Origin of the sequence: Bradyrhizobium sp. HKCCYLRH1030, from assembly GCF_051168395.1 — a bacterium.
GTDB lineage: Bacteria > Pseudomonadota > Alphaproteobacteria > Rhizobiales > Xanthobacteraceae > Bradyrhizobium.
The window spans coordinates 456,920-475,296 of the sequence record NZ_JBNPUY010000001.1 but is presented as its reverse complement, the minus strand read 5'-3'; the positions used below and the strand labels follow the sequence as shown (position 1 = coordinate 475,296).

20 protein-coding genes are annotated in these 18,377 nt (G+C 66.0%); 10 read left to right on the top strand and 10 right to left on the bottom strand.

Annotation, left to right across the window (positions count from 1 at the left end; translation table 11 throughout):
* Positions 1–27 precede the first annotated feature (27 nt).
* From ACQR1E_RS02060 to ACQR1E_RS02050, 3 genes are read left to right on the top strand one after another with little or no spacing between them, the layout of a single operon-like run.
* A complete protein-coding gene (locus tag ACQR1E_RS02060) occupies positions 28–1,635 on the top strand; it encodes a carboxyl transferase domain-containing protein (protein ID WP_315712061.1) in 1,608 nt (535 codons plus the stop codon).
* Positions 1,636–1,637: 2 nt separating this feature from the next.
* Positions 1,638–3,641 (top strand): acetyl/propionyl/methylcrotonyl-CoA carboxylase subunit alpha, encoded by a 2,004-nt coding sequence (locus tag ACQR1E_RS02055; RefSeq protein WP_316173685.1) that lies wholly within the window; start codon positions 1,638–1,640, stop codon positions 3,639–3,641.
* A 22-nt stretch (positions 3,642–3,663) separates the two neighbouring features.
* Complete coding sequence (locus ACQR1E_RS02050) at positions 3,664–4,575, top strand: hydroxymethylglutaryl-CoA lyase (RefSeq protein ID WP_316173683.1); 912 nt, start codon at positions 3,664–3,666, stop codon at positions 4,573–4,575.
* Between the two features lie 78 nt (positions 4,576–4,653).
* Here ACQR1E_RS02050 and ACQR1E_RS02045 read toward each other — a convergent pair whose 3' ends face one another.
* From ACQR1E_RS02045 to ACQR1E_RS02035, 3 genes are read right to left on the bottom strand one after another with little or no spacing between them, the layout of a single operon-like run.
* The gene (locus ACQR1E_RS02045; protein ID WP_315712058.1) at positions 4,654–6,012 is read right to left on the bottom strand and encodes a TRAP transporter large permease; all 1,359 of its coding nucleotides are present in this window, start codon (positions 6,010–6,012) and stop codon (positions 4,654–4,656) included.
* On the bottom strand, positions 6,009–6,554 hold the full coding sequence (locus tag ACQR1E_RS02040; protein ID WP_315751628.1) for a TRAP transporter small permease: 546 nt from the start codon (positions 6,552–6,554) through the stop codon (positions 6,009–6,011). Before ACQR1E_RS02040 ends, ACQR1E_RS02045 begins: the two co-directional genes overlap by 4 nt.
* Positions 6,555–6,557: 3 nt before the next feature.
* A complete protein-coding gene (locus tag ACQR1E_RS02035) occupies positions 6,558–7,580 on the bottom strand; it encodes a TRAP transporter substrate-binding protein (RefSeq protein ID WP_315712055.1) in 1,023 nt (340 codons plus the stop codon).
* A 362-nt stretch (positions 7,581–7,942) separates the two neighbouring features.
* On the opposite strand from ACQR1E_RS02035, the gene ACQR1E_RS02030 reads away from it, so the two are divergent.
* Entirely contained in the window at positions 7,943–8,182 is a 240-nt protein-coding gene (locus ACQR1E_RS02030; protein WP_315755521.1) for a pentapeptide MXKDX repeat protein, read from the top strand.
* A gap of 119 nt (positions 8,183–8,301) precedes the next feature.
* Here ACQR1E_RS02030 and ACQR1E_RS02025 read toward each other — a convergent pair whose 3' ends face one another.
* Positions 8,302–8,655: a DUF6481 family protein gene (locus ACQR1E_RS02025; RefSeq protein WP_315712052.1), complete on the bottom strand. Its 354-nt coding sequence runs from the start codon at positions 8,653–8,655 to the stop codon at positions 8,302–8,304.
* 323 nt (positions 8,656–8,978) lie between these two features.
* Here ACQR1E_RS02025 and ACQR1E_RS02020 point away from each other — a divergent pair, with 323 nt between their 5' ends.
* From ACQR1E_RS02020 to ACQR1E_RS02000, 5 genes are all read left to right on the top strand, one after another.
* Complete coding sequence (locus ACQR1E_RS02020) at positions 8,979–9,224, top strand: hypothetical protein (protein WP_315712050.1); 246 nt, start codon at positions 8,979–8,981, stop codon at positions 9,222–9,224.
* Positions 9,225–9,235: 11 nt separating this feature from the next.
* A complete protein-coding gene (locus tag ACQR1E_RS02015; protein WP_315751625.1) occupies positions 9,236–9,406 on the top strand; it encodes a hypothetical protein in 171 nt (56 codons plus the stop codon).
* Positions 9,407–9,685: 279 nt separating this feature from the next.
* A complete protein-coding gene (locus tag ACQR1E_RS02010) occupies positions 9,686–10,570 on the top strand; it encodes a hypothetical protein (RefSeq protein ID WP_409999247.1) in 885 nt (294 codons plus the stop codon).
* 155 nt (positions 10,571–10,725) lie between these two features.
* Entirely contained in the window at positions 10,726–11,112 is a 387-nt protein-coding gene (locus ACQR1E_RS02005; protein ID WP_315712048.1) for an NUDIX hydrolase, read from the top strand.
* A gap of 47 nt (positions 11,113–11,159) precedes the next feature.
* A complete protein-coding gene (locus ACQR1E_RS02000) occupies positions 11,160–11,354 on the top strand; it encodes a hypothetical protein (RefSeq protein ID WP_315712046.1) in 195 nt (64 codons plus the stop codon).
* A 12-nt stretch (positions 11,355–11,366) separates the two neighbouring features.
* On the opposite strand, the gene ACQR1E_RS01995 is transcribed toward ACQR1E_RS02000, so the two are convergent.
* From ACQR1E_RS01995 to ACQR1E_RS01980, 4 genes are all read right to left on the bottom strand, one after another.
* Entirely contained in the window at positions 11,367–11,795 is a 429-nt protein-coding gene (locus tag ACQR1E_RS01995) for a group II truncated hemoglobin (RefSeq protein WP_315712045.1), read from the bottom strand.
* A 95-nt stretch (positions 11,796–11,890) separates the two neighbouring features.
* Positions 11,891–12,304, bottom strand: a complete 414-nt coding sequence (locus ACQR1E_RS01990) for a response regulator (RefSeq protein ID WP_315712626.1) — start codon at positions 12,302–12,304, stop codon at positions 11,891–11,893.
* A 141-nt stretch (positions 12,305–12,445) separates the two neighbouring features.
* A complete protein-coding gene (locus ACQR1E_RS01985) occupies positions 12,446–12,856 on the bottom strand; it encodes a hypothetical protein (protein WP_315712044.1) in 411 nt (136 codons plus the stop codon).
* Between the two features lie 159 nt (positions 12,857–13,015).
* Positions 13,016–14,491 carry a helix-turn-helix domain-containing protein gene (locus ACQR1E_RS01980; protein ID WP_315712042.1) on the bottom strand — a complete coding sequence of 492 codons (1,476 nt, stop codon included), beginning with the start codon at positions 14,489–14,491 and terminating at the stop codon, positions 13,016–13,018.
* Between the two features lie 144 nt (positions 14,492–14,635).
* On the opposite strand from ACQR1E_RS01980, the gene ACQR1E_RS01975 reads away from it, so the two are divergent.
* Positions 14,636–16,273 (top strand): isocitrate lyase, encoded by a 1,638-nt coding sequence (locus tag ACQR1E_RS01975; protein ID WP_315751623.1) that lies wholly within the window; start codon positions 14,636–14,638, stop codon positions 16,271–16,273.
* 342 nt (positions 16,274–16,615) lie between these two features.
* Here the strand turns inward: ACQR1E_RS01975 and ACQR1E_RS01970 are convergent, their stop codons facing one another.
* Positions 16,616–17,239, bottom strand: coding sequence for a LysE family translocator (locus tag ACQR1E_RS01970; RefSeq protein ID WP_316194177.1), 624 nt, complete (start codon positions 17,237–17,239; stop codon positions 16,616–16,618).
* Between the two features lie 121 nt (positions 17,240–17,360).
* Entirely contained in the window at positions 17,361–17,657 is a 297-nt protein-coding gene (locus ACQR1E_RS01965; protein WP_316194178.1) for a hypothetical protein, read from the bottom strand.
* Positions 17,658–18,377 lie beyond the last annotated feature (720 nt).

The window sequence follows — 18,377 nt, the reverse complement described above, 5'->3', positions numbered from 1 at the left end:
TCCAGCCTCGCAACGAAGACGCCGGTCATGACGCTTCACTCCACGATCGATCCATCGTCCTCCGATTTCGCCCGCAATGCCGACGCCATGCGCGCGCTGGTCGCCGACCTCAGGACGAAGCTGGGGCAGGTCGCCGAGGGCGGCGGCGAGGCCTCGCGCAAGCGGCACCTGTCGCGCGGCAAGATGCTGGCGCGTCAGCGTGTGGACCTGCTGCTCGACCCTGGAACGGCGTTCCTGGAGCTGTCGCCATTGGCCGCGCACGGGCTCTATGGCGGCGACGTCCATTCGGCGAGCATCGTCACCGGCATCGGCCGCATTGCCGGCCGCGAATGCGTCGTCGTCGCCAACGACGCCACCATCAAGGGCGGCACCTACTACCCGATGACGGTGAAGAAGCACCTGCGCGCCCAGGACATCGCGCGGCAGAACAACCTTCCCTGCGTCTACATGGTCGATTCCGGGGGCGCGTTCCTGCCGCTGCAGGACGAGATCTTCCCGGACGAGCGGCATTTCGGCCGCATCTTCTACAATCAGGCGCAGATGTCGGCGCAAGGCATCCCGCAGATCGCGATCGTGATGGGCTCGTGCACCGCCGGCGGCGCCTATGTGCCGGCGATGTCGGACGAGAGCATCATCGTGCGCAATCAGGGCACGATTTTTCTTGGCGGCCCGCCGCTGGTGAAGGCGGCGACCGGCGAGGTGGTCACCGCCGAGGAACTGGGCGGCGCCGACGTGCATTCACGCCAGTCGGGCGTCACCGATCACTACGCACAGAACGACGCCCATGCGATCGGCATCGCGCGTCGCATCGTCGGCACGCTGAAGCCGCCGGGCGCGCGCAGCGCGCTGAACATGCGCGAGGTGCGCGAGCCGCGCTATGCGGCGGAAGAGATCTACGGCGTCGTGCCGGTCGACGGCCGCAAGCCGTTCGACGTGCGCGACATCATCGCGCGGGTGGTCGACGGCTCGGAGTTCGACGAGTTCAAGAAGCTCTACGGCCAGACGCTGGTGTGCGGCTTCGCCCACATCTGGGGCCATCCGGTCGGCATCATCGCCAACAACGGCATCCTGTTCAGCGAGAGCTCGCTGAAGGGTGCGCATTTCATCGAACTGTGCTGCCAGCGCAACATTCCGCTGGTGTTCCTGCAGAACATCACCGGCTTCATGGTCGGCAAGAAATACGAGGCCGGCGGCATCGCCCGCGACGGCGCCAAGCTGGTGACTGCGGTCGCGACCGCGTCGGTTCCCAAGTTCACCGTGGTGATCGGCGGCTCCTACGGCGCCGGCAATTACGGCATGTGCGGCCGCGCCTATGCGCCGCGTTTCCTCTGGATGTGGCCGAACGCGCGCATCTCGGTGATGGGCGGCGAGCAGGCCGCGATGGTGCTGAGCCAGGTCCGCCGCGACGGCATCGAGGCCAAGGGCGAGAGCTGGCCTGCGGAAGAGGAAGAGAAATTCCGCAGCCCCATCCGTGCGCAATACGAGGCCCAGGGCAATCCCTACTACGCGACGGCGCGGCTGTGGGACGACGGCGTGATCGATCCCGCCGATACCCGCCTTGTGCTCGGGCTCGGATTGTCTGCCGCCGCCAATGCCCCGGTCGAGCCGACCAAATTCGGCCTGTTCAGGATGTGATCATGGCTCGTCCCGGATTGTATCGTCGTTTTCGCAAGCTCCTGATCGCCAACCGCGGCGAGATCGCCGTGCGCGTCATCCGCACGGCACGCGCGATGGGATTGAAGACCGTCGCGGTCTACTCCGAGGCGGATCGAAACGCGCTGCATGTCGCGCTCGCCGACGAGGCGGTGCTGCTCGGCCCCGCACGCGCCCGCGATTCCTATCTCAACATCGAGCGCTTGATCGAGGCTGCGAGGCAGACAGGCGCCGAGGCGGTTCATCCCGGCTATGGCTTCCTGTCCGAGAGCGCCGAATTCGCGCAGACCTGTCTCGACGCGGGCCTGGTGTTCGTCGGGCCGACGGCCGCGATGATCACCGCGATGGGTTCCAAGTCCGGCTCCAAATTCCTGATGGAGCAGGCCGGCGTGCCGCTGGTGCCCGGCTATCACGGCGAGGCGCAGGACGAGGCGACGCTCGCCAATGAAGCCGCGCGGATCGGCTTTCCCGTTCTGATCAAGGCCTCCGCCGGTGGCGGCGGCCGCGGCATGCGCGTGGTCGATGCAGCCGGCGATCTCGCTGATGCCGTCACCAGCGCCAAGCGCGAAGCCAAGGCGGCGTTCGGCGACGATCGTGTGCTGATCGAGAAATTCGTCCAGAACCCGCGCCACATCGAGGTGCAGATCATCGGCGACAGCCACGGCAATCTGGTGTCGCTGTTCGAGCGCGAATGCACCTTGCAGCGTCGGCACCAGAAGGTGATCGAGGAGGCGCCGTCGCCGACGCTGACGCCGGAGCAGCGGGAGACGGTCTGCGCCGCGGCGCGTCGCGCGGCCGGCGCGGTCAACTATGTCGGGGCGGGCACCATCGAGTTCGTCTCCGACGGCCGCGACGTGTTCTTCATAGAGATGAACACGCGCCTGCAGGTCGAGCATCCCGTCACCGAGTTGATCACCGGCGTCGATCTCGTCGAATGGCAGTTGCGCGTCGCCTTCGGCGAAGCGCTGCCGCTGACGCAGGACCAGATCCGCTTGCATGGCCATGCCATCGAGGCACGCGTGTACGCGGAGAATCCCGCCAAGAATTTCATGCCCTCGGTCGGCACGATCAAGACCTGGCGGCTTCCCGCTGAAACCGGCGGCCTGCGCATCGATGCCGGCTATCGCGAGAGCGATGTGGTCTCGCCCTATTACGATGCGATGCTCGCCAAGATGATCGCCTGGGCGCCGACCCGCGAGGTTGCGATCGAGCGGCTCAACCGCGGCCTTGAGGACACCGACGTCCGAGGCATCGTCAGCAACATCCCGTTCCTGTCGTCGCTGCTAACGCATCCCGACGTCGTGGCCAACGCGATCGACACCGGTTTCATCGAGCGCCATCTGACACATCTGACCCAGTCGGGGGCGGTGGCCGGCGACCTCGAGCTCAGTGCCGCCGTCGCGGCCATTCTCATCGGCGAGCAGACCGCGGCCAAGGAGCAAGGCTCGCCGTGGCGCGCATCCGGTTGGATGCCGGTGGGACTGCGGCAGCGCGTGTTCTCGTTCCGCCAAAGCGCGGCGAATGAACCGCGGACCGCCACGCTGGCCTATGGTCCCAGCGTGCAGCGCCTGTCGATCGAGGGCCGTGAGACCTCGTTCTCGGCACTTCCGACTGATGACGGCGGCTTCGACCTTGTGTGCGACGGCGTCAAATCCCATGTGGTGGCCGTCATCGAGGGCCATGAGCTGTACCTGCGGACCCGCAACGGCCGTTTCGATCTGCATTGGATCGATCCGTTCGGCGGTGACGACGAGGAGCAGGCCGGCGAGGACAAGATCGTGGCGCCGTTGCCGGGGACCGTCGTGGCGCTGCTTGCGCAGGAAGGCGCCGTCCTGGAGAAGGGTGCGGCGATCCTGACGCTCGAAGTCATGAAGATGGAGCAGACCCTGCGAGCGCCGTTCGCAGGCCGGCTCAAGGCGATCAAGTGCAAGGTCGGCGACATCGTGCAGGAAGGCGTCGAACTGGCGGACCTCGAACCGTCCGCCTGATCCTCGAACCGAAGAGGTCGGCATGAGCGAGAGCGTGCGCATCATCGAAATGGGCCCGCGGGACGGCCTGCAGAACGAGAAGATGTCGATCAGCGTCGCCGATCGCATCGCCTTCATCCGCGCGCTGGTCGCGGCGGGCCTGACCACGGTCGAGGTCGGCGCCTTCGTCTCGCCCAAGGCGATCCCGCAGATGGTGGGCTCGGACGAGGTCATGCGCAGTGTGGCTGCGCTGCCCGGCGAATTCCATGTGCTGGTGCCCAACGTGAAGGGCTATGAGGCCGCGCGCGCTGCCGGCGCCAGGGTGATTTCCGTGTTCACTGCGGCCTCCGAGAGCTTCTCCCGCGCCAACATCAACTGTTCGATCGCGGAGTCGCTGGAGCGCTTCAAGCCGGTGATCGCCCACGCCAGGACCGACGGCATCAGGGTGCGCGGCTACGTCTCCTGCGCGCTGGGCTGCCCGTATGAGGGCGAGATCAAGCCGCAGGCAGTAGCCGGCGTGGCCAAGGCGCTGTGGGATCTGGGCTGCTACGAGGTCTCGCTGGGTGACACGATCGGTGTCGGGACGCCGCTCAAGGCAAAGCAGATGCTGCGCGCCGTCTGCGACGACGTGCCGGTGACGCATCTGGCGATGCATTTCCACGACACCTACGGCCAGGCGCTGGCCAATCTCTATGCGGGCATGGAGGAGGGCGTCCGCGTCATCGATGCCGCGGCCGGCGGCCTCGGCGGCTGCCCGTTCGCGCCGGGCGCGACTGGCAACGTCGCGACCGAGGACGTCGTCTACATGCTCGAAGGCATGGGCATCCGCACCGGCGTCGACATGACGAAACTGCTGGCCGCCACCAACGACATGAGCCGGCTGCTCGGTCGGCCACCCGTCAGCCGTGTTGCAGCGGCGCTGAACGCGAAGAACATGCGAGCAGCAAATGGCTGAAGGGGCGAATAGCGAGTAGGGAAAGGCAGACTCGCCGTATTCCCTATTCGCCACTCCCTATTCGCCATTCGCCGCGTGTCAGCGGCTGAGATCCGGCCCCATCACGAGATCCGGCAGCGCCGTCGAGATCTGCGGCACGAAGCAGAGCAGCAGCACGGCGGCCATCATCAGCAGGACGAACGGCAGCGTGCCCCAGATCACCTCGCGCAGCGGGATGTCCGGCGCGACGTTCCTGATGACGAAGATGTTCAGACCCACCGGCGGGTGAATCAGGCCCATCTCCATCACGATCGTCATCACCACGCCGAACCAGATGATGTCGAAGTTTGCTGCCCGCAGAGGCGGCAGGATGATCGGGGCAGTCATCAGGATGATCGATACCGGCGGCAGGAAGAAGCCGAGCACGACCACCATCAGCAGGATCGCGAACAACAGTTCCCAGCGCGGCAGGTGCATCGCCACGATGGACTCCGCAACCGACTGCGAGATGTGCAGGTAGCTCATCACGTAGGAGTACAGCAGCGACATGCCGATGATCAGCATCAGCATGGTCGATTCGCGCAGCGTCGCCTTCATGATGGGCGCGAGATCGGCCGGGCTCCAGACGCGGTAGATGATCGCGATCAGCACGAGCGCGAGGATGCCGCCGAGACCGGCTGTTTCCGATGGCGTGGCGAGGCCGCCATAGAGCGCGACCATGACGCCGGTCAGCAGCAGCACGAACGGAATCACGCGTGGCAGCACGGAGAAGCGCTGCGCCATCGTAAAATCGTCCTTGGTCAGGATGTCCGACCACGCGCCCGATTTCTCATAGACGGCTTTCGCGCGCGCATATTCCTGCCGGAAGCGCACCACCGAATAGACGCCGAACAGGGTCACCAGCAAGAGCCCGGGGCCGATACCGGCCAGGAACAGTCGTCCCAGCGATTTCTCCGCCGCGATCGCGAACAGGATCATCGTAATCGAGGGCGGCAGCAGAATGCCGAGCGTGCCGCCGGCCGCGATGATGCCGGCCGCGAAGCCCCCGGAATAGCCGCGCTTGCGCATCTCGGGAATTCCGGCCGAGCCGATCGCCGAGCAGGTCGCGGGGGACGATCCCGCCATCGCCGCGAACAGCGCGCAGGCGAACACGTTGGCGACGCCCAATCCGCCGGGCACGCGATGCAGCCACGCATGCAGCGCCGAGTAGAGGTCCTGGCCTGCGCGGGAGCGGCCGATCGCCGCGCCCTTGAGGATGAACAGCGGGATCGATAGCAGCGTGATCGACGCCATTTCCTCGTAGACGTTCTGCGTGACCGTATCGAGCGACGCGGCAGGCATGTAGATGGCCATGAACACGACGGCCACGGCGCCGAGCGCGAACGCGATCGGCATGCCCGCGAACATCGCAAACAGGGTCGAGAGTCCGTAGGCAACCCCAATTCCGAACACGCTCATCGACGCGCTCCGGTCAGCGGAGCCACGATCTGCAGCAGCATCTGCAGGCACAGCAGGGTCATCCCGGCGGCCATCAGGCCGTAAGGGATCGCCAGCGGCGGCGACCACATCGAATTCGAGACCTGACCATCGACCCAGGCCTCATGTGTCAGGGTCCAGGATTTCCAAGTGAAGAAGGCACAAAACAAAAAGCTCGCGACGTCGACCAGCCAGAGCCTGATCTTGTTGGCGAGCGGCGACATCAGCCCAACGAAGGCTTCGATGCTGACGTGGCCGCGATGCTCCTGCACATAGGCCGCAGTCATGAAGGTGGCGCCGACGAGCAAGAACACGGCGGCTTCGTCCTGCCAGTAGTTGGCGGCCTTGAACAGTGCACGGCCCGCCACGCTGTAGCTCAGGATGAGGCAGGCCGCGACCAGTGCGAACGCGGCCAGAACCACGATGATGCGATTGAGCAGCGAGACAACACGCTGGAGCGGCGCCAGCGGACCGCTGGCGCCGATGGCTGTCGTGGCCTCGGTATCGATAACGGGCGCGTGCATCAATCAGGCCGCGACGTCGGAAGCGAGCTTGAGGAGCTTGGCGCAGTTCGCAGACTTGCCGCCATAGTCCTTCCAGGCCGTGTCACGGGCAATGTCGCGCCATTTGTTGACGGTCTGGACATCGAGCTCCACAACCTTCGCGCCCGCCTTTTCGTAGACCTTGGCAACTTCGATGTCGTCGTCCTGCGCGCCCTTGCGCCCGAACGCCTCCATCTCCGCGCCGACCGCGAGGAGGATGTCCTGCTGGTTCTTCGGCAACTTGTCGAACGAGGCCTTGGACATCATCAGCGGCTCGAGCATGAACCAGTACGACGCCTTGGCGCCGGAGGTCAGGGCCTTCGACACTTCCTCCAGGCGGAACGAGATCAGGCTGGTCGACGAGGTGATGCCGGCATCGCAGGCGCCGGTCTGCATCGCGGTGTAGATTTCGTTCGATGGCACCGACAGCACCGAGGCGCCGGCGGTCTGCAGCACCATGTCCATCTCGCGCGAGCCGCCGCGCACCTTCATGCCCTTGGCGTCCTCCGGCGTCACCAGCGGCCGCGATCGGCTGGCAACGCCGCCCGCCTGCCAGACCCAGGTCAGCAGGATGATGCCCTTGTCGGCCAGAAAATCGCTCAGCGTCTTGCCGACCGGCTCATTCTTCCAGCGCATGCCCTGGTCGTAGGTCGTGACCAGACCCGGCATCAGCGCGATGTTGGTCTCAGGCACTTCGCCGCCGGCGTAAGGCATCGGATAGAGGCTGATGTCGAGCGCGCCCTTCCGCATGGCCGAGAACTGCGCGACGGTCTTGATGAGCGAGGAGTTGGGATAGATCTCGGTCGCGATCTCGCCGCCGGAGCGCTTCGCAACCTCCTCGGAGAACACCCGGCAGAGCCGGTCGCGGAAATCGCCCTTGTCGATGGTGCCGCCGGGAAACTGGTGAGAGATCTTCAGCGTCGTTGCTGCGTGGGCCGTACCGGTTCCAAAACGCAGCATGGCCGGCGCAGCGAGCGCGGATGCGATGACATGACGGCGTGTGAGCATGAGATTTCCCCTGAACAACTTCTGGTTGGGTTCCCGACCCGGTTCGTTGGCGTGACTTATACCAGCCAATCTGTCGAGCTTACCTCTAGCCGAACTAGACAGTTCGTTCGAGGCCAAATGCATGGGAAGCGACATATTGCTGCGGCGCACGTACCGGCCTGTGAATCCCTTGCGCGGTTGTACTAACATGATCTTGCCGGGCAAAATTGTGTCCTCGATTCCGGAACGGGACGCATTCGAGTCAAATTTGATCGAACAAAATTCTCGCCCGCGCTCGTAACAATCGCCTTCATCGGAACGTCGATATCCAAGAACGGCGCGTCCGTCGCCGTCGAACCCCGTCATACGAAGGAGCGATCATCATGACCAATCGTAGCCGCCTCATCCTCGGTATCTCCGCTGCCGCCCTCGCGTTCAACGTGGCCGTCGCGCCGGCGGCCTTCGCGGAAGACAAGATGAGCAAGGACGATGGGATGAAAAAGGGCGCGATGTCCCACGACGGCATGAAGAAGGACTCGATGGCGAAAGACGCCATGAAGAAGGACGATGCCATGTCCAAGGACGGGATGAAGAAGGACGACGGCATGATGAAGAAGAACTAGCTCGTCTCGCACGGCATCGTGCGATGGGACGACCGTATCAGTCCCATCGCCGATGAATTGAGGAGTCGCGCGATGCCGGACGCGACGACGCGCAGGTCTGGTGGCGGCGGCGTCGCTGCTTACTTCTTCTTTCCACGGGCCTTGCGCGCGGCGTAGCGCGCATCACGCTTCGCCTTCTGCTCGGCTTCCATCTCGGCCAAGCGGGCGGCTTCTTCTTCCGCCTCGCGCGCAAGCCGGGCACTCTCGGCGGCCTTGGCCTCTTCCTCGAGACGCTGCTGCTCAGCCTTGGCGGCCTCGCGCTCCAATCGCTGCTGCTCGCGGCGGGCGGCGGCGGCCTCGCGCTCCTGCCGTCGCTTCACGACTTCGGGATCGTCCGGTCCCGGCTGCGATTTGAACTTCTGCACGATGCTCTGGCGGGCCTGCTGCGCGGCCTTCTGCCGATCGGCAAATCCAGGTTCCTTGAATCCTCTCATGGAGACGTCGTCACTTCGCTATTTGGGTGTTCGATCAGGGTGTGGTCGGTCAGGGGCTGCACGCGCCGCCAGGCAATTCTTCCACGAGATCGTGAACACGAGCGGAGGCCGACGCGAGCCCGTGTGTATAGGATCGCATGCGTCGATGACAAATGCTTTATCGCCGCTCCTCCACATCCGTCCTGCCTGGCGCTTGCATGGCGCTCGCCGGAGGCTATGTAACCATCCCCGTCGCTGACGCAGGTCGGCCGGCCGTGAGTCGCTTCACGCCTCGCGGGCACCAGCGCACCGCCCGGGTGCGACATCCAACGGAGTTGACCGGCATGACCTCTGTTCGCCGCGGGCGCATGGCGCTCGGCCTCGCGCTCGTCGCTCTCGTGGTCAGCGCATGCGTGATGACGGCGGTCCTCGCCCGCCCGAGGCCCGTTTCGGCCGGTGTGCTGGGTTCCGAATGGGAATGCGGGCAGCTGTTCTGGGTGACGAGCTGTACCCGGATCGAATCGATCTCGCCGGCATCGCGCCAGCAGCAGCAACCGCACGGTGAGGCCGCTGGCCTGCGTGCCGCCTAGGCGCACCGGCGATGAGTACGCAGGGGCCGGATAGACGTGGCGCCGTGGCGGCACTCGTGTTCGCGGCGCTCGTCGTGGCCTTCGGCTTGTGGCTGGCCCGCAGCCTGACCTCCGCAAGCCGGATGCAGGACTGCCTGATGTCGGGACGAACCAACTGCAATGTGATCGTGCCCGACCGGTGACCGCCGATCTGCCCGTACCGGATCGGCAAGGCCGCGCCGGCGAGTTTGCATGATCGGAGCGGCGAATCAGCCGGCGTCTCGGTTAACCTGACGGCAGCAGGTTGACGGCAGCAGGTTGACTTGGCCGCAAAATCGTCGGGATTTTACCCGTTTGTCGCGCAAACTATGGTGTGTCCGGACCATCCACGCCGAAGCCGGCGATCCGGGATCATCAATCCGCATCACACCCCGCGTGCGCGGCAACCAGCGCAGACGGCGGGCGATCAAGGGTAGGGGAGAATGACGTTGTCCAACCAGAGCACACGGTGGCTGCCCGCGATCGCGATCCTGACCGCGGTCGTGATCCCCGCCCAAGCCTGGGCGCAAACCCAGGACCAGGCTGGTCCTGGCGCCGGGCATTCGCCCCAGGCCCGCCCGCCGGGTGTCATTCGCCAAGCGCCGACCCAGGGTGGGCAACCGGCCGGCCAGCCCCATGTCCAGATCCCGCGGCAAGCCGGCCCCATGGCCGGCCAGCCGCAGGGAGCACAGCCGGGCGCACCGCCGCGGGCTGCCGTTGGCCCTCAGGGACGTCCGCCGGGAGCCGGTCAGGGCTTCGCAGCGGGCCACGGCCCGGGCCCTGGTCCGGCGATGGCCGGGCGGGGACCGGATGCGCGTTATGCGCACGGCCGGGTCGCGGTGCGCGACTATGGTGGGCAGTCTTATCGCGGCCGGGTCGGCTGGGAGGGTGGCCGATGGCGGCACGAGGTTCACAACGGCCGCCCGGGCTGGTGGTGGGACGTCGGCGGCGTCTGGTACTATTATCCCGAGCCCATGGAAGGGCCGCCGACCTACGTGTCGGAGGACTATGCTGACGATGTGGTCTATGCGCCGTCGGCGGCCTACGAGGCGCCCCCGCCGGTTGCCTACGAGCCGGCGCCGCCTCCGGCCGAAGTCGATCCGGGCGCCAGCGCGCTCGGGGGCGCGATCATCGGCGGGGTGCTCGGCGGTATCCTCACCGGCAAGGCGGGCGGTGCCGCGGCGGGCGCCGTGCTTGGTGGTGCCACCGGCGCGATCGCCGGCGCTACGGCTGCGGCGCGACCAGGCTACTATCTATCGCAGGGCGATTGCTACTATCGATATCCGTCGGGAGAGTATGTGGCGGTCGATCCGCGCTCCTGCTACTGAGCGCTGCCGCCGGTCGGAGCGCTGCAGTGAGCTTGGTTGGCCGCTGCGGAGCTCTGGCCGAATCTCCGCAAAGCTCCGGAGCGGGAGTTGGAGCGAATCTTGATAGACTCCACTTCATTGTTCGTCACTGTTCGAGAGGTGAGAGCTCCGGGGCCATGACCAAGGCGTCCAAGCTGGTTGCCGCCAAGGGCGGAAGGGTTCTCCTGGTCCGGCGCCGGGCCGACGGGCGCTGGATGTTTCCGGGTGGCCGCAAACGCGCGCAGGAGACGGCGAAGGACTGCCTGAAGCGCGAAATCAAGGAGGAGCTTCCCAAGCTCAAGCTCGGCCGGCTGCGGCTATGGAAGGAAGTCACCGCCAAGAACAAGCGCTCGGGTCGCAAGATGAGCGACGCCATCTTCATCGCCAAGCATGCCAAAGGGCGCCTGGAGATCGGAGACAAGAAGGAGATCGACCGCGCGGTGTGGCAAAAGCCCTACGGACTCAGCCTGACGCCGACGTCGCGCTACATCCGCGACCAGCTGTTTCCACGAAAGTCGGACTGAACCATCGTATGCTGGGAACATCCCGGCCGCTTGGGCGTTATCTGCCCATGCCTTACGATAGCACAGACAGACAGCCTCGCGTCCTCACGCCGGAAGAGCGTCGGGCGCGTGACGCCACCCGCAGGGCTGATGCCGAGCAGGCCATGCGCGATCACGAGGCGGCCCAGCGGGCCTTTTACGCCAACCGCGAGCGGCTCAGGGCCGAGCGTCTGGCGCGGGAGGCCGCCACCAAGTCGGGCTGACGGGCGTTCCTGTCAGCTCGCCTTGCGGCTCCGGAACGCGTTCGCCATCCGCAGGAACGCTTGATCCAGCAACGCATACATGTCGCCGGTGATGTCGCAATCGAACATCGCGCGGCGCATGCATGTCATCCACTCGTCGCGCTCGGCGTCGCCGATCGGATACGGACGGTGCGCGGACATGATGCAGCGATGTTCGGCCCGCTCGAAATAAAGCGCTGGCCCGCCCAGCCATCCACTGAGAAATTCGAACAGCAACTGCTTGATCGGACCGAGATCGGCGTCGTGCATCGCGCGGATGCGGCTGGCGCCGGGCTCCTGGTCCATGATGGTGTAAAAGCGCTCCGCCAGACGGCGCACGCCGGCTTCGCCGCCGACGAGCTCATAGGGCGTCGCCTCGTTCACAACTGCTTCTGCTTCGCTGGCCGAATTCGCTGCCGTCATCGCATCTCATTTCCGCTCGCCCCTCTGCAGCCAACAAGCGGCAGAGGTATGGCGCCTTGATCTGGATCAAGCGGGAAAACGAGCGTGCGTTCGGGCTAGCGGATGCTGGCTTTGACGAGGCGCTGCCGGTCGGTGTCGGCGGCGATCTGGCGCAGCGTCTGTCGGAGCAAAGCGAGGTCGACCGGCTTGGAGAACGGCGGATAGACGTTCAGGCCGAGGATCTTGCCGGCGCGGACCGTGACGTCGCGGGTCTGATCGTCGGAGCCGCTGATGATCAGCACCGGGGTGCGGGATTTGATGTCCGCCAACAGCTGCAACACCTCGGTGCCGGAGCGCTCGCCGAGATTCAGGTCGAGCGTGATGCATTCGAAATTGCGCCGGCGCAGCACGCTCATCGCGCCGTCGACCGAGTTCACGCCGGTCGTCGCAAAGCCTGCCTGCACGGCGATCTTGCGCAGGATCGACAGATGAACGTCGGCATCTTCGATCACGAGAAGTTCGTTCAGCATGGTCCCCGCGCGGCTGGTGTGTCGGCTACAGATGGACCCGCGGAACTTAAGAGGGGGTTTCTGATTTCCTCGTAAACATTCGGTCCCGTAGAACAACGGAAAATCTGCACGCTATCCGCCATTGCCGCGGCGTCGCGCGGCTCAGAACGGCCGCCGGCTCGACATCGCGTTGGAGGAGCCTGGCAGATTGGTCGTCGGCGTCGAAGCGGGCGGTGGCAAGCGGCCGCGCGATTGGCGCCAGTGCTGGACGTGCAGGAGGATGCCGGCCACCAGCAGCGGCGCGACGGCGGCCACCGCCAGCAGCGGCGACAGCGGCTTGGGGGTGACCATCTCCATCGTCATCTCGCAGACCATCCAGATGGCTGCGGACGCCAGCACGAAGTCGCGGGAGGGGATGCGGAGCCAGTACAGGAAGCCGGTGATGATCGCGGCCGGCGCAATGATCGGGCCGATCATGTAGAAGTTCAGCTCGGGCGGCGTCACGGCGTCCAGAACCATCGATGCCAGCAGCCACAGGCTGAGGAACATCACAACGCCGTCGACGTATCTCATGGCCAACCTCCGCCGCGACATTTTGGCGCAATCTTTGTCCGGTTTATGGCTGTTCCGTCAAGGGGCATGGCGTCCCGGGCCGATTTGCAGCCCGATCCGGCGGATTCTCGCTCGCGCCAGGGATGCGGACCAGTTCCTGGTTCCACGACCATCCCCTGCTCAATCCGCCGAAAACCCGAACGGAACCGACGACGTCCTGAAATCGTCCGGCAGGATCTCGCGCCCGATCGGCGGCGCGGAGCGTGCCGCGCATTTCGGCCGGTGGCAGACCCGGCAGGCGACGCCGATCGGGGTCGGCGCGTCGGCGTCAGGCCCGTGGCCGTCGCGGGTATAGATCAGCTGCCCCGCATGCTCGGCGGCGCAGCCGACCGCAATCGCCCGCTCGACGCGCACCGCGCCATAGGAGCCGCCGCCGGCGGTCACCGTGCGGGCGATCGAGAAGAACCGGCGGCCGTCGGGCAGCTCCAGCCATTGCGTCACGATCTGGCGCGGCGTCTTGAAGATGCCGTGCACCGACCACAGCGGGCAGGCGCCGCCATGGCGGGCGAACGGGAAGCCGGCGCCGTCGAGCAGCTTTGACACGTTGCCGGCGGGATCGACGCGGATCAGGAAGAACGGGATCCGTTCCGCGCCCGGCTTCTGCAGGGTGGTGACGCGATGCGCCGTCTGCTCGAAGCTGGTGCCGAACTGCCGCGCCAGCGCCTCGAGATCGTAGGCCCTGGCATCGACGGCTTTGGCGAAGATCGAATAGGGCATGATGATCGCAGCCGCCGCGTAGGCCGCGAGCGCGCGGCGCGCCAGCAGCTCGGCGGTCTTGCTGGCGAACTTGCCATCCTCGAGTGCCGCGCCGATTTCGGTGTCGAGCTCGAGATAAGCGAGCTGCCGGGCGAGCTCGAATTTCAGGCTCGCGCTGTCCAGCGAGTCCTCGATCAGCAATTGCCGGCGGTGCAGGTCGAGCCGCCTGAGCGAGCCGAGCATCACGTTCGGCGGCATGTAGCGGACCTGGAGATTATGCCGGACGCGAAAGCGCTCGATGAAGCCGGCCGGCCCGGCGGAGACCTGCGGAGCCCCCGTCGGCGCCCCCTGGAAGATGGCCTGCGCCAGCCGCTCGGCGGCATCGTCGAGCTGGGCAAAGTTGTTGCGGCGGGCGGCGAGGAAGCGGCGGACATCGGCGACGGGATCGTTGGCGTCGAAGCCGTCATTGCCAACGCGCGGCGCGCTGCCGGCCGGCACCGGAGCGCGCTGCTCGGCCAGCGCGAGCTGCTCCTCGCGATACGCCGTGTAGAGGCGCAGGAAGGCCTCGGTCATGCCGGGATAGCTGACGGCGAGATCGCTGATCTCCAGCGCGGGGATGTCGATGTCGGAGAACATCGGGTCCTTGAGGACCGACTGCATCCGCGCGGTGTGGTCGGCGCCGCCGTCGCCGGCGAGATCGGCGAGGTCGATCTTGTAGGTCCGCGCCAGCCGCAGCAGCATGTCGGCCGTCACCGGCCTCTGGTTCCGCTCCAAGAGCGCCACGTAAGGCGCTGAGATTTCGAGGTCCGCGGCCATGTCGGCCTGGGTCAGGCCGAGCTCGCGCCGGAGCCGGCGCAGGCGCGGGCCCATGAAGATCGATCGTGCCGTGGCGGTGGTCATGGCCAAATCCCGGTCTTGTAATCTCCTTACAGCTATACACGAGAAGTTTGTAAAGTGTGACAAGTTTTCCGCGCAATGTCTGGTCCGCCGGCGCCGGGTGCTTACAACAGGTCCCAGGTTGTCCTTAACCAAGGGATCACGGACATGAACTTTCAACCGCGTGGACTGAACGACCAGGCTCTCCAGGGCCCCTCGTCCTACCAGGCCGAGGTCGAGGCGGCGCGTGCGCTGCTCGAGACCAACCCGACCTGGAACGGCGTCACCGCCGAAGCCGTGGCGCGCATGCGCCTGCAGAACCGCTTCAGGACCGGCCTCGACGTCGCCCGCTACACCGCGGCCGTGATGCGCGCCGACATGGCCGCCTATGACAATGATAGCACCAAGTACACCCAGTCGCTGGGCTGCTGGCATGGCTTCATCGCGCAGCAGAAGCTGATCTCGATCAAGAAGCATTTCGGCAAGACCGACCGCCGCTACCTCTATCTCTCCGGCTGGATGATCGCCGCGCTGCGCTCCGAGTTCGGCCCGCTGCCGGACCAGTCGATGCACGAGAAGACCTCGGTGCCCGCGCTGATCGAGGAGCTCTACACCTTCCTGCGCCAGGCCGACTCGCGCGAGCTCAATGACCTGTTCCGCAGCCTCGACGCGGCCCGCAAGGCCGGCGACAAGGCGAAGGAGACCGAGATCATCGCCAAGATCGACGGCTTCCAGACCCACGTCGTCCCTGTGATCGCCGACATCGATGCCGGCTTCGGCAATGCCGAGGCGACCTATCTGCTCGCCAAGAAGATGATCGAGGCGGGCGCCTGCGCGCTGCAGATCGAGAACCAGGTCTCGGACGAGAAGCAGTGCGGCCATCAGGACGGCAAGGTCACCGTGCCGCATGACGTCTTCCTGGCCAAGATCCGCGCCTGCCGCCACGCCTTCCTGGAGCTCGGCGTCGAGGACGGCATCATCGTCACCCGCACCGACTCGCTCGGCGCCGGCCTGACGCAGCAGATCGCCTTCTCGAGCCAGCCCGGCGATCTCGGCGACCAGTACAACAGCTTCCTCGACTGCGAGGAGGTCACGCCCGAGAACGCCCGCAACGGTGACGTCATCATCAACCGCGACGGCAAGATGCTGCGTCCGAAGCGGCTGCCCTCCAACCTCTACCAGTTCCGTCCCGGCACCGGTGAGGACCGCTGCGTGCTCGACTGCATCACCTCGCTGCAGAACGGCGCCGACCTGTTGTGGATCGAGACCGAGAAGCCGCATATCGAGCAGATCGCCAAGATGGTCGACCGCATCCGCAAGGTGATCCCGAACGCCAAGCTCGCCTACAATAACTCGCCGTCGTTCAACTGGACCCTCAACTTCCGTTGGCAGGTCTATGACGCGATGAAGGAGGCGGGCCAGGACGTCAGCAAGTACAACCGCGCCGAGCTGATGAAGGCGGAGTACGACGACACCCCGCTGGCGAAGGAAGCCGACGAGCGCATCCGCACCTTCCAGGCGGATTCGGCCAAGCGCGCCGGCATCTTCCACCACCTGATCACGCTGCCGACCTACCACACGGCCGCGCTCTCGACCGACAACCTCGCCCGCGAGTACTTCGGCGAGCAGGGCATGCTGGGCTACGTCAAGAACGTCCAGCGCGCCGAGATCCGCCAGGGCATCGCCTGCGTCAAGCACCAGAACATGGCCGGCTCCGACATCGGCGACGACCACAAGGAGTACTTCGCTGGCGAGAAGGCCCTGAAGGCTGGCGGCGCGCACAACACGATGAACCAGTTCGGCTGATCTCTGCCGGGTGAACTGCTGAACTGATGAGACCCGTCTGGAGCCAATGGCTTCAGGCGGGTTTCGCTTTTTGATGGTACGCCTAACGGCGGAGTGCGGTCGCGTACGCGGCTTAAGGTTTGTGGCGCACTCGCTCCACACCGTCATGGCCGGGCTTGTCCCGGCCATCCACGTCGATCGGCGTCCTTGGAACGACATGGATGCCCGGGCCTTCGCCGCGCCGAAGCGGCTTCGGCCGCGCAGGCGGGACAAGTCCGGGCATGACGAGTAACAAATTGACCAACTTCGTGTGGCTGAGGATTGTCTCGTCATCCGCGACCGCTCCGCCCCAGCGCGACCACCTCAGCGCTCGCTCAGCGCCAGCCGCGCGCCGAGCAGGGCGAAGCCGCCGGCGAACGCCCGGCGCAGCCACGCCATCACCTTGGGGCGGCTGACAACGCGATCGCGCACGGCTGCCGCGAACAGCCCGTAAACCACGAACACCGCGAACGTCATCGCCATGAACGTGCCCGACAGCTCCAGCATCGCGGCGAGCGGATGCGCCTCGTCCGCGGCGATGAACTGCGGCAGGAAGGCGAGGAAGAAGATCGACAGCTTGGGATTGAGGATGTTGATCAGAAAGCCGGTCAGTACCACGCGCCCGGCCGAGCGCGCCGCGTCCTTCGCGTCATCCTTGGCCTCCACCGAGAGCGCGCCACGCTCACCGAGCGTCTGCCAGGCCATGTACAAGAGATACGCAACGCCACACCATTTCAGCGCGGCGAAGGCCAGCGCGCTGGTGTGCAGCACCGCCGCGAGGCCGACGATGGCGGCGAGCATCGCCGGGATGATGCCGAGCGTGCAGCCGAACGCCGCGGCGACGCTCATCCGCGACCCCTTCGTCAGCGCCACCGCGAGCGTGTAGAGCACGCCGGTGCCGGGCGAGGCCACCACGATCAGCGAGGTCAAGAGGAAGGCGGTGGACATCGGGAAAGCTCCTTGGGCGAGACGAGGCGCATCAGCCCGCAAGGCGCGGCCGCAGCCAACGCGTCGCTGCGCTCGATCTCGGCGGGCTGCTGATCGCGGACCACGGGTGACGGCCACGATGTCAGGGCGCCCTCGCCATTTCAACCGACCCGGGCGCCCGATGCGGCCGCTGCATCGCCTCGAGGTGAGGACCGGCTGCGTCGGCCTCGCCGCAGCCGGCGAGCATGACCCCGCCGATCGTGAGCCGTGGGCTCGTGCCGCAATGCGACGGCCAGGCGATGATGGCGGCGATGTTGCCGAGAAGGAGAACGACGAGCAGGACGAGCATGGCCCGCCGTTCTGTTGGCGTGGGTGACGACATCGGGACTTCCTCACGATACGGTTGACGCGATCGCGGCTGCACCGCGACGATCGCCATCGGTTCGATCGGGTGCGGCCACACATGCGAACACACGCCGCGGACGCGGCGCTTTTGCGCAGGTCGGATGTCGCCATGTAAGATCTTGTTGCTGTTCGTGCGCGCACTCCCGGCAGCCGGTGATTGCAAGCCGCGCGCGTCCGCACCGCAGGGACGCAACGGGCGACGTCGCTCAGTCCCGCCGCATGACGACCGTTCGGCCTGATCATCTGAACCTCATCACGTTGCAGGGGGGGCGGGGCAGGGGACGTGTTCGACCGTCATCGCAACGCCTTGCGCGCCCGAGCTGTGCCGGTCGTCTCGCCCCCATGAAACAGAGGGCGCGGGGAATGCCGGGTGAGGGCCTCACCCATGGCCCGCCTGCAGAAGAAAAAGCAGGCGGCAGTCACCACAGGTTCAGCCGGATCAACCCGGCATTCCCCGCGCGATGGTCTTCACGCTTATACGCGATCTCCCCGGTGTCCGGCTTGATAGCCACCGTCGCCCTCGGGGATCATCACCCCCAGGACTTGGCGCCAGCTTCGGGGCGCCAGGACCACGCGATTTCACGTCCGCAAGGAGTCGTTCGTCCGCGCGCCTCAAGCACGCTGCGACCCGCCTGCGGCCACCGCATCCCGCGCCCAACGTCCGTGACGATCGCGATCCGCCCCTCTCGAGGAGCACGGGATGGGGACAGTCAATCATGAGTTTCGGAAAAAAGGAAGATGAATATTTTTCAGA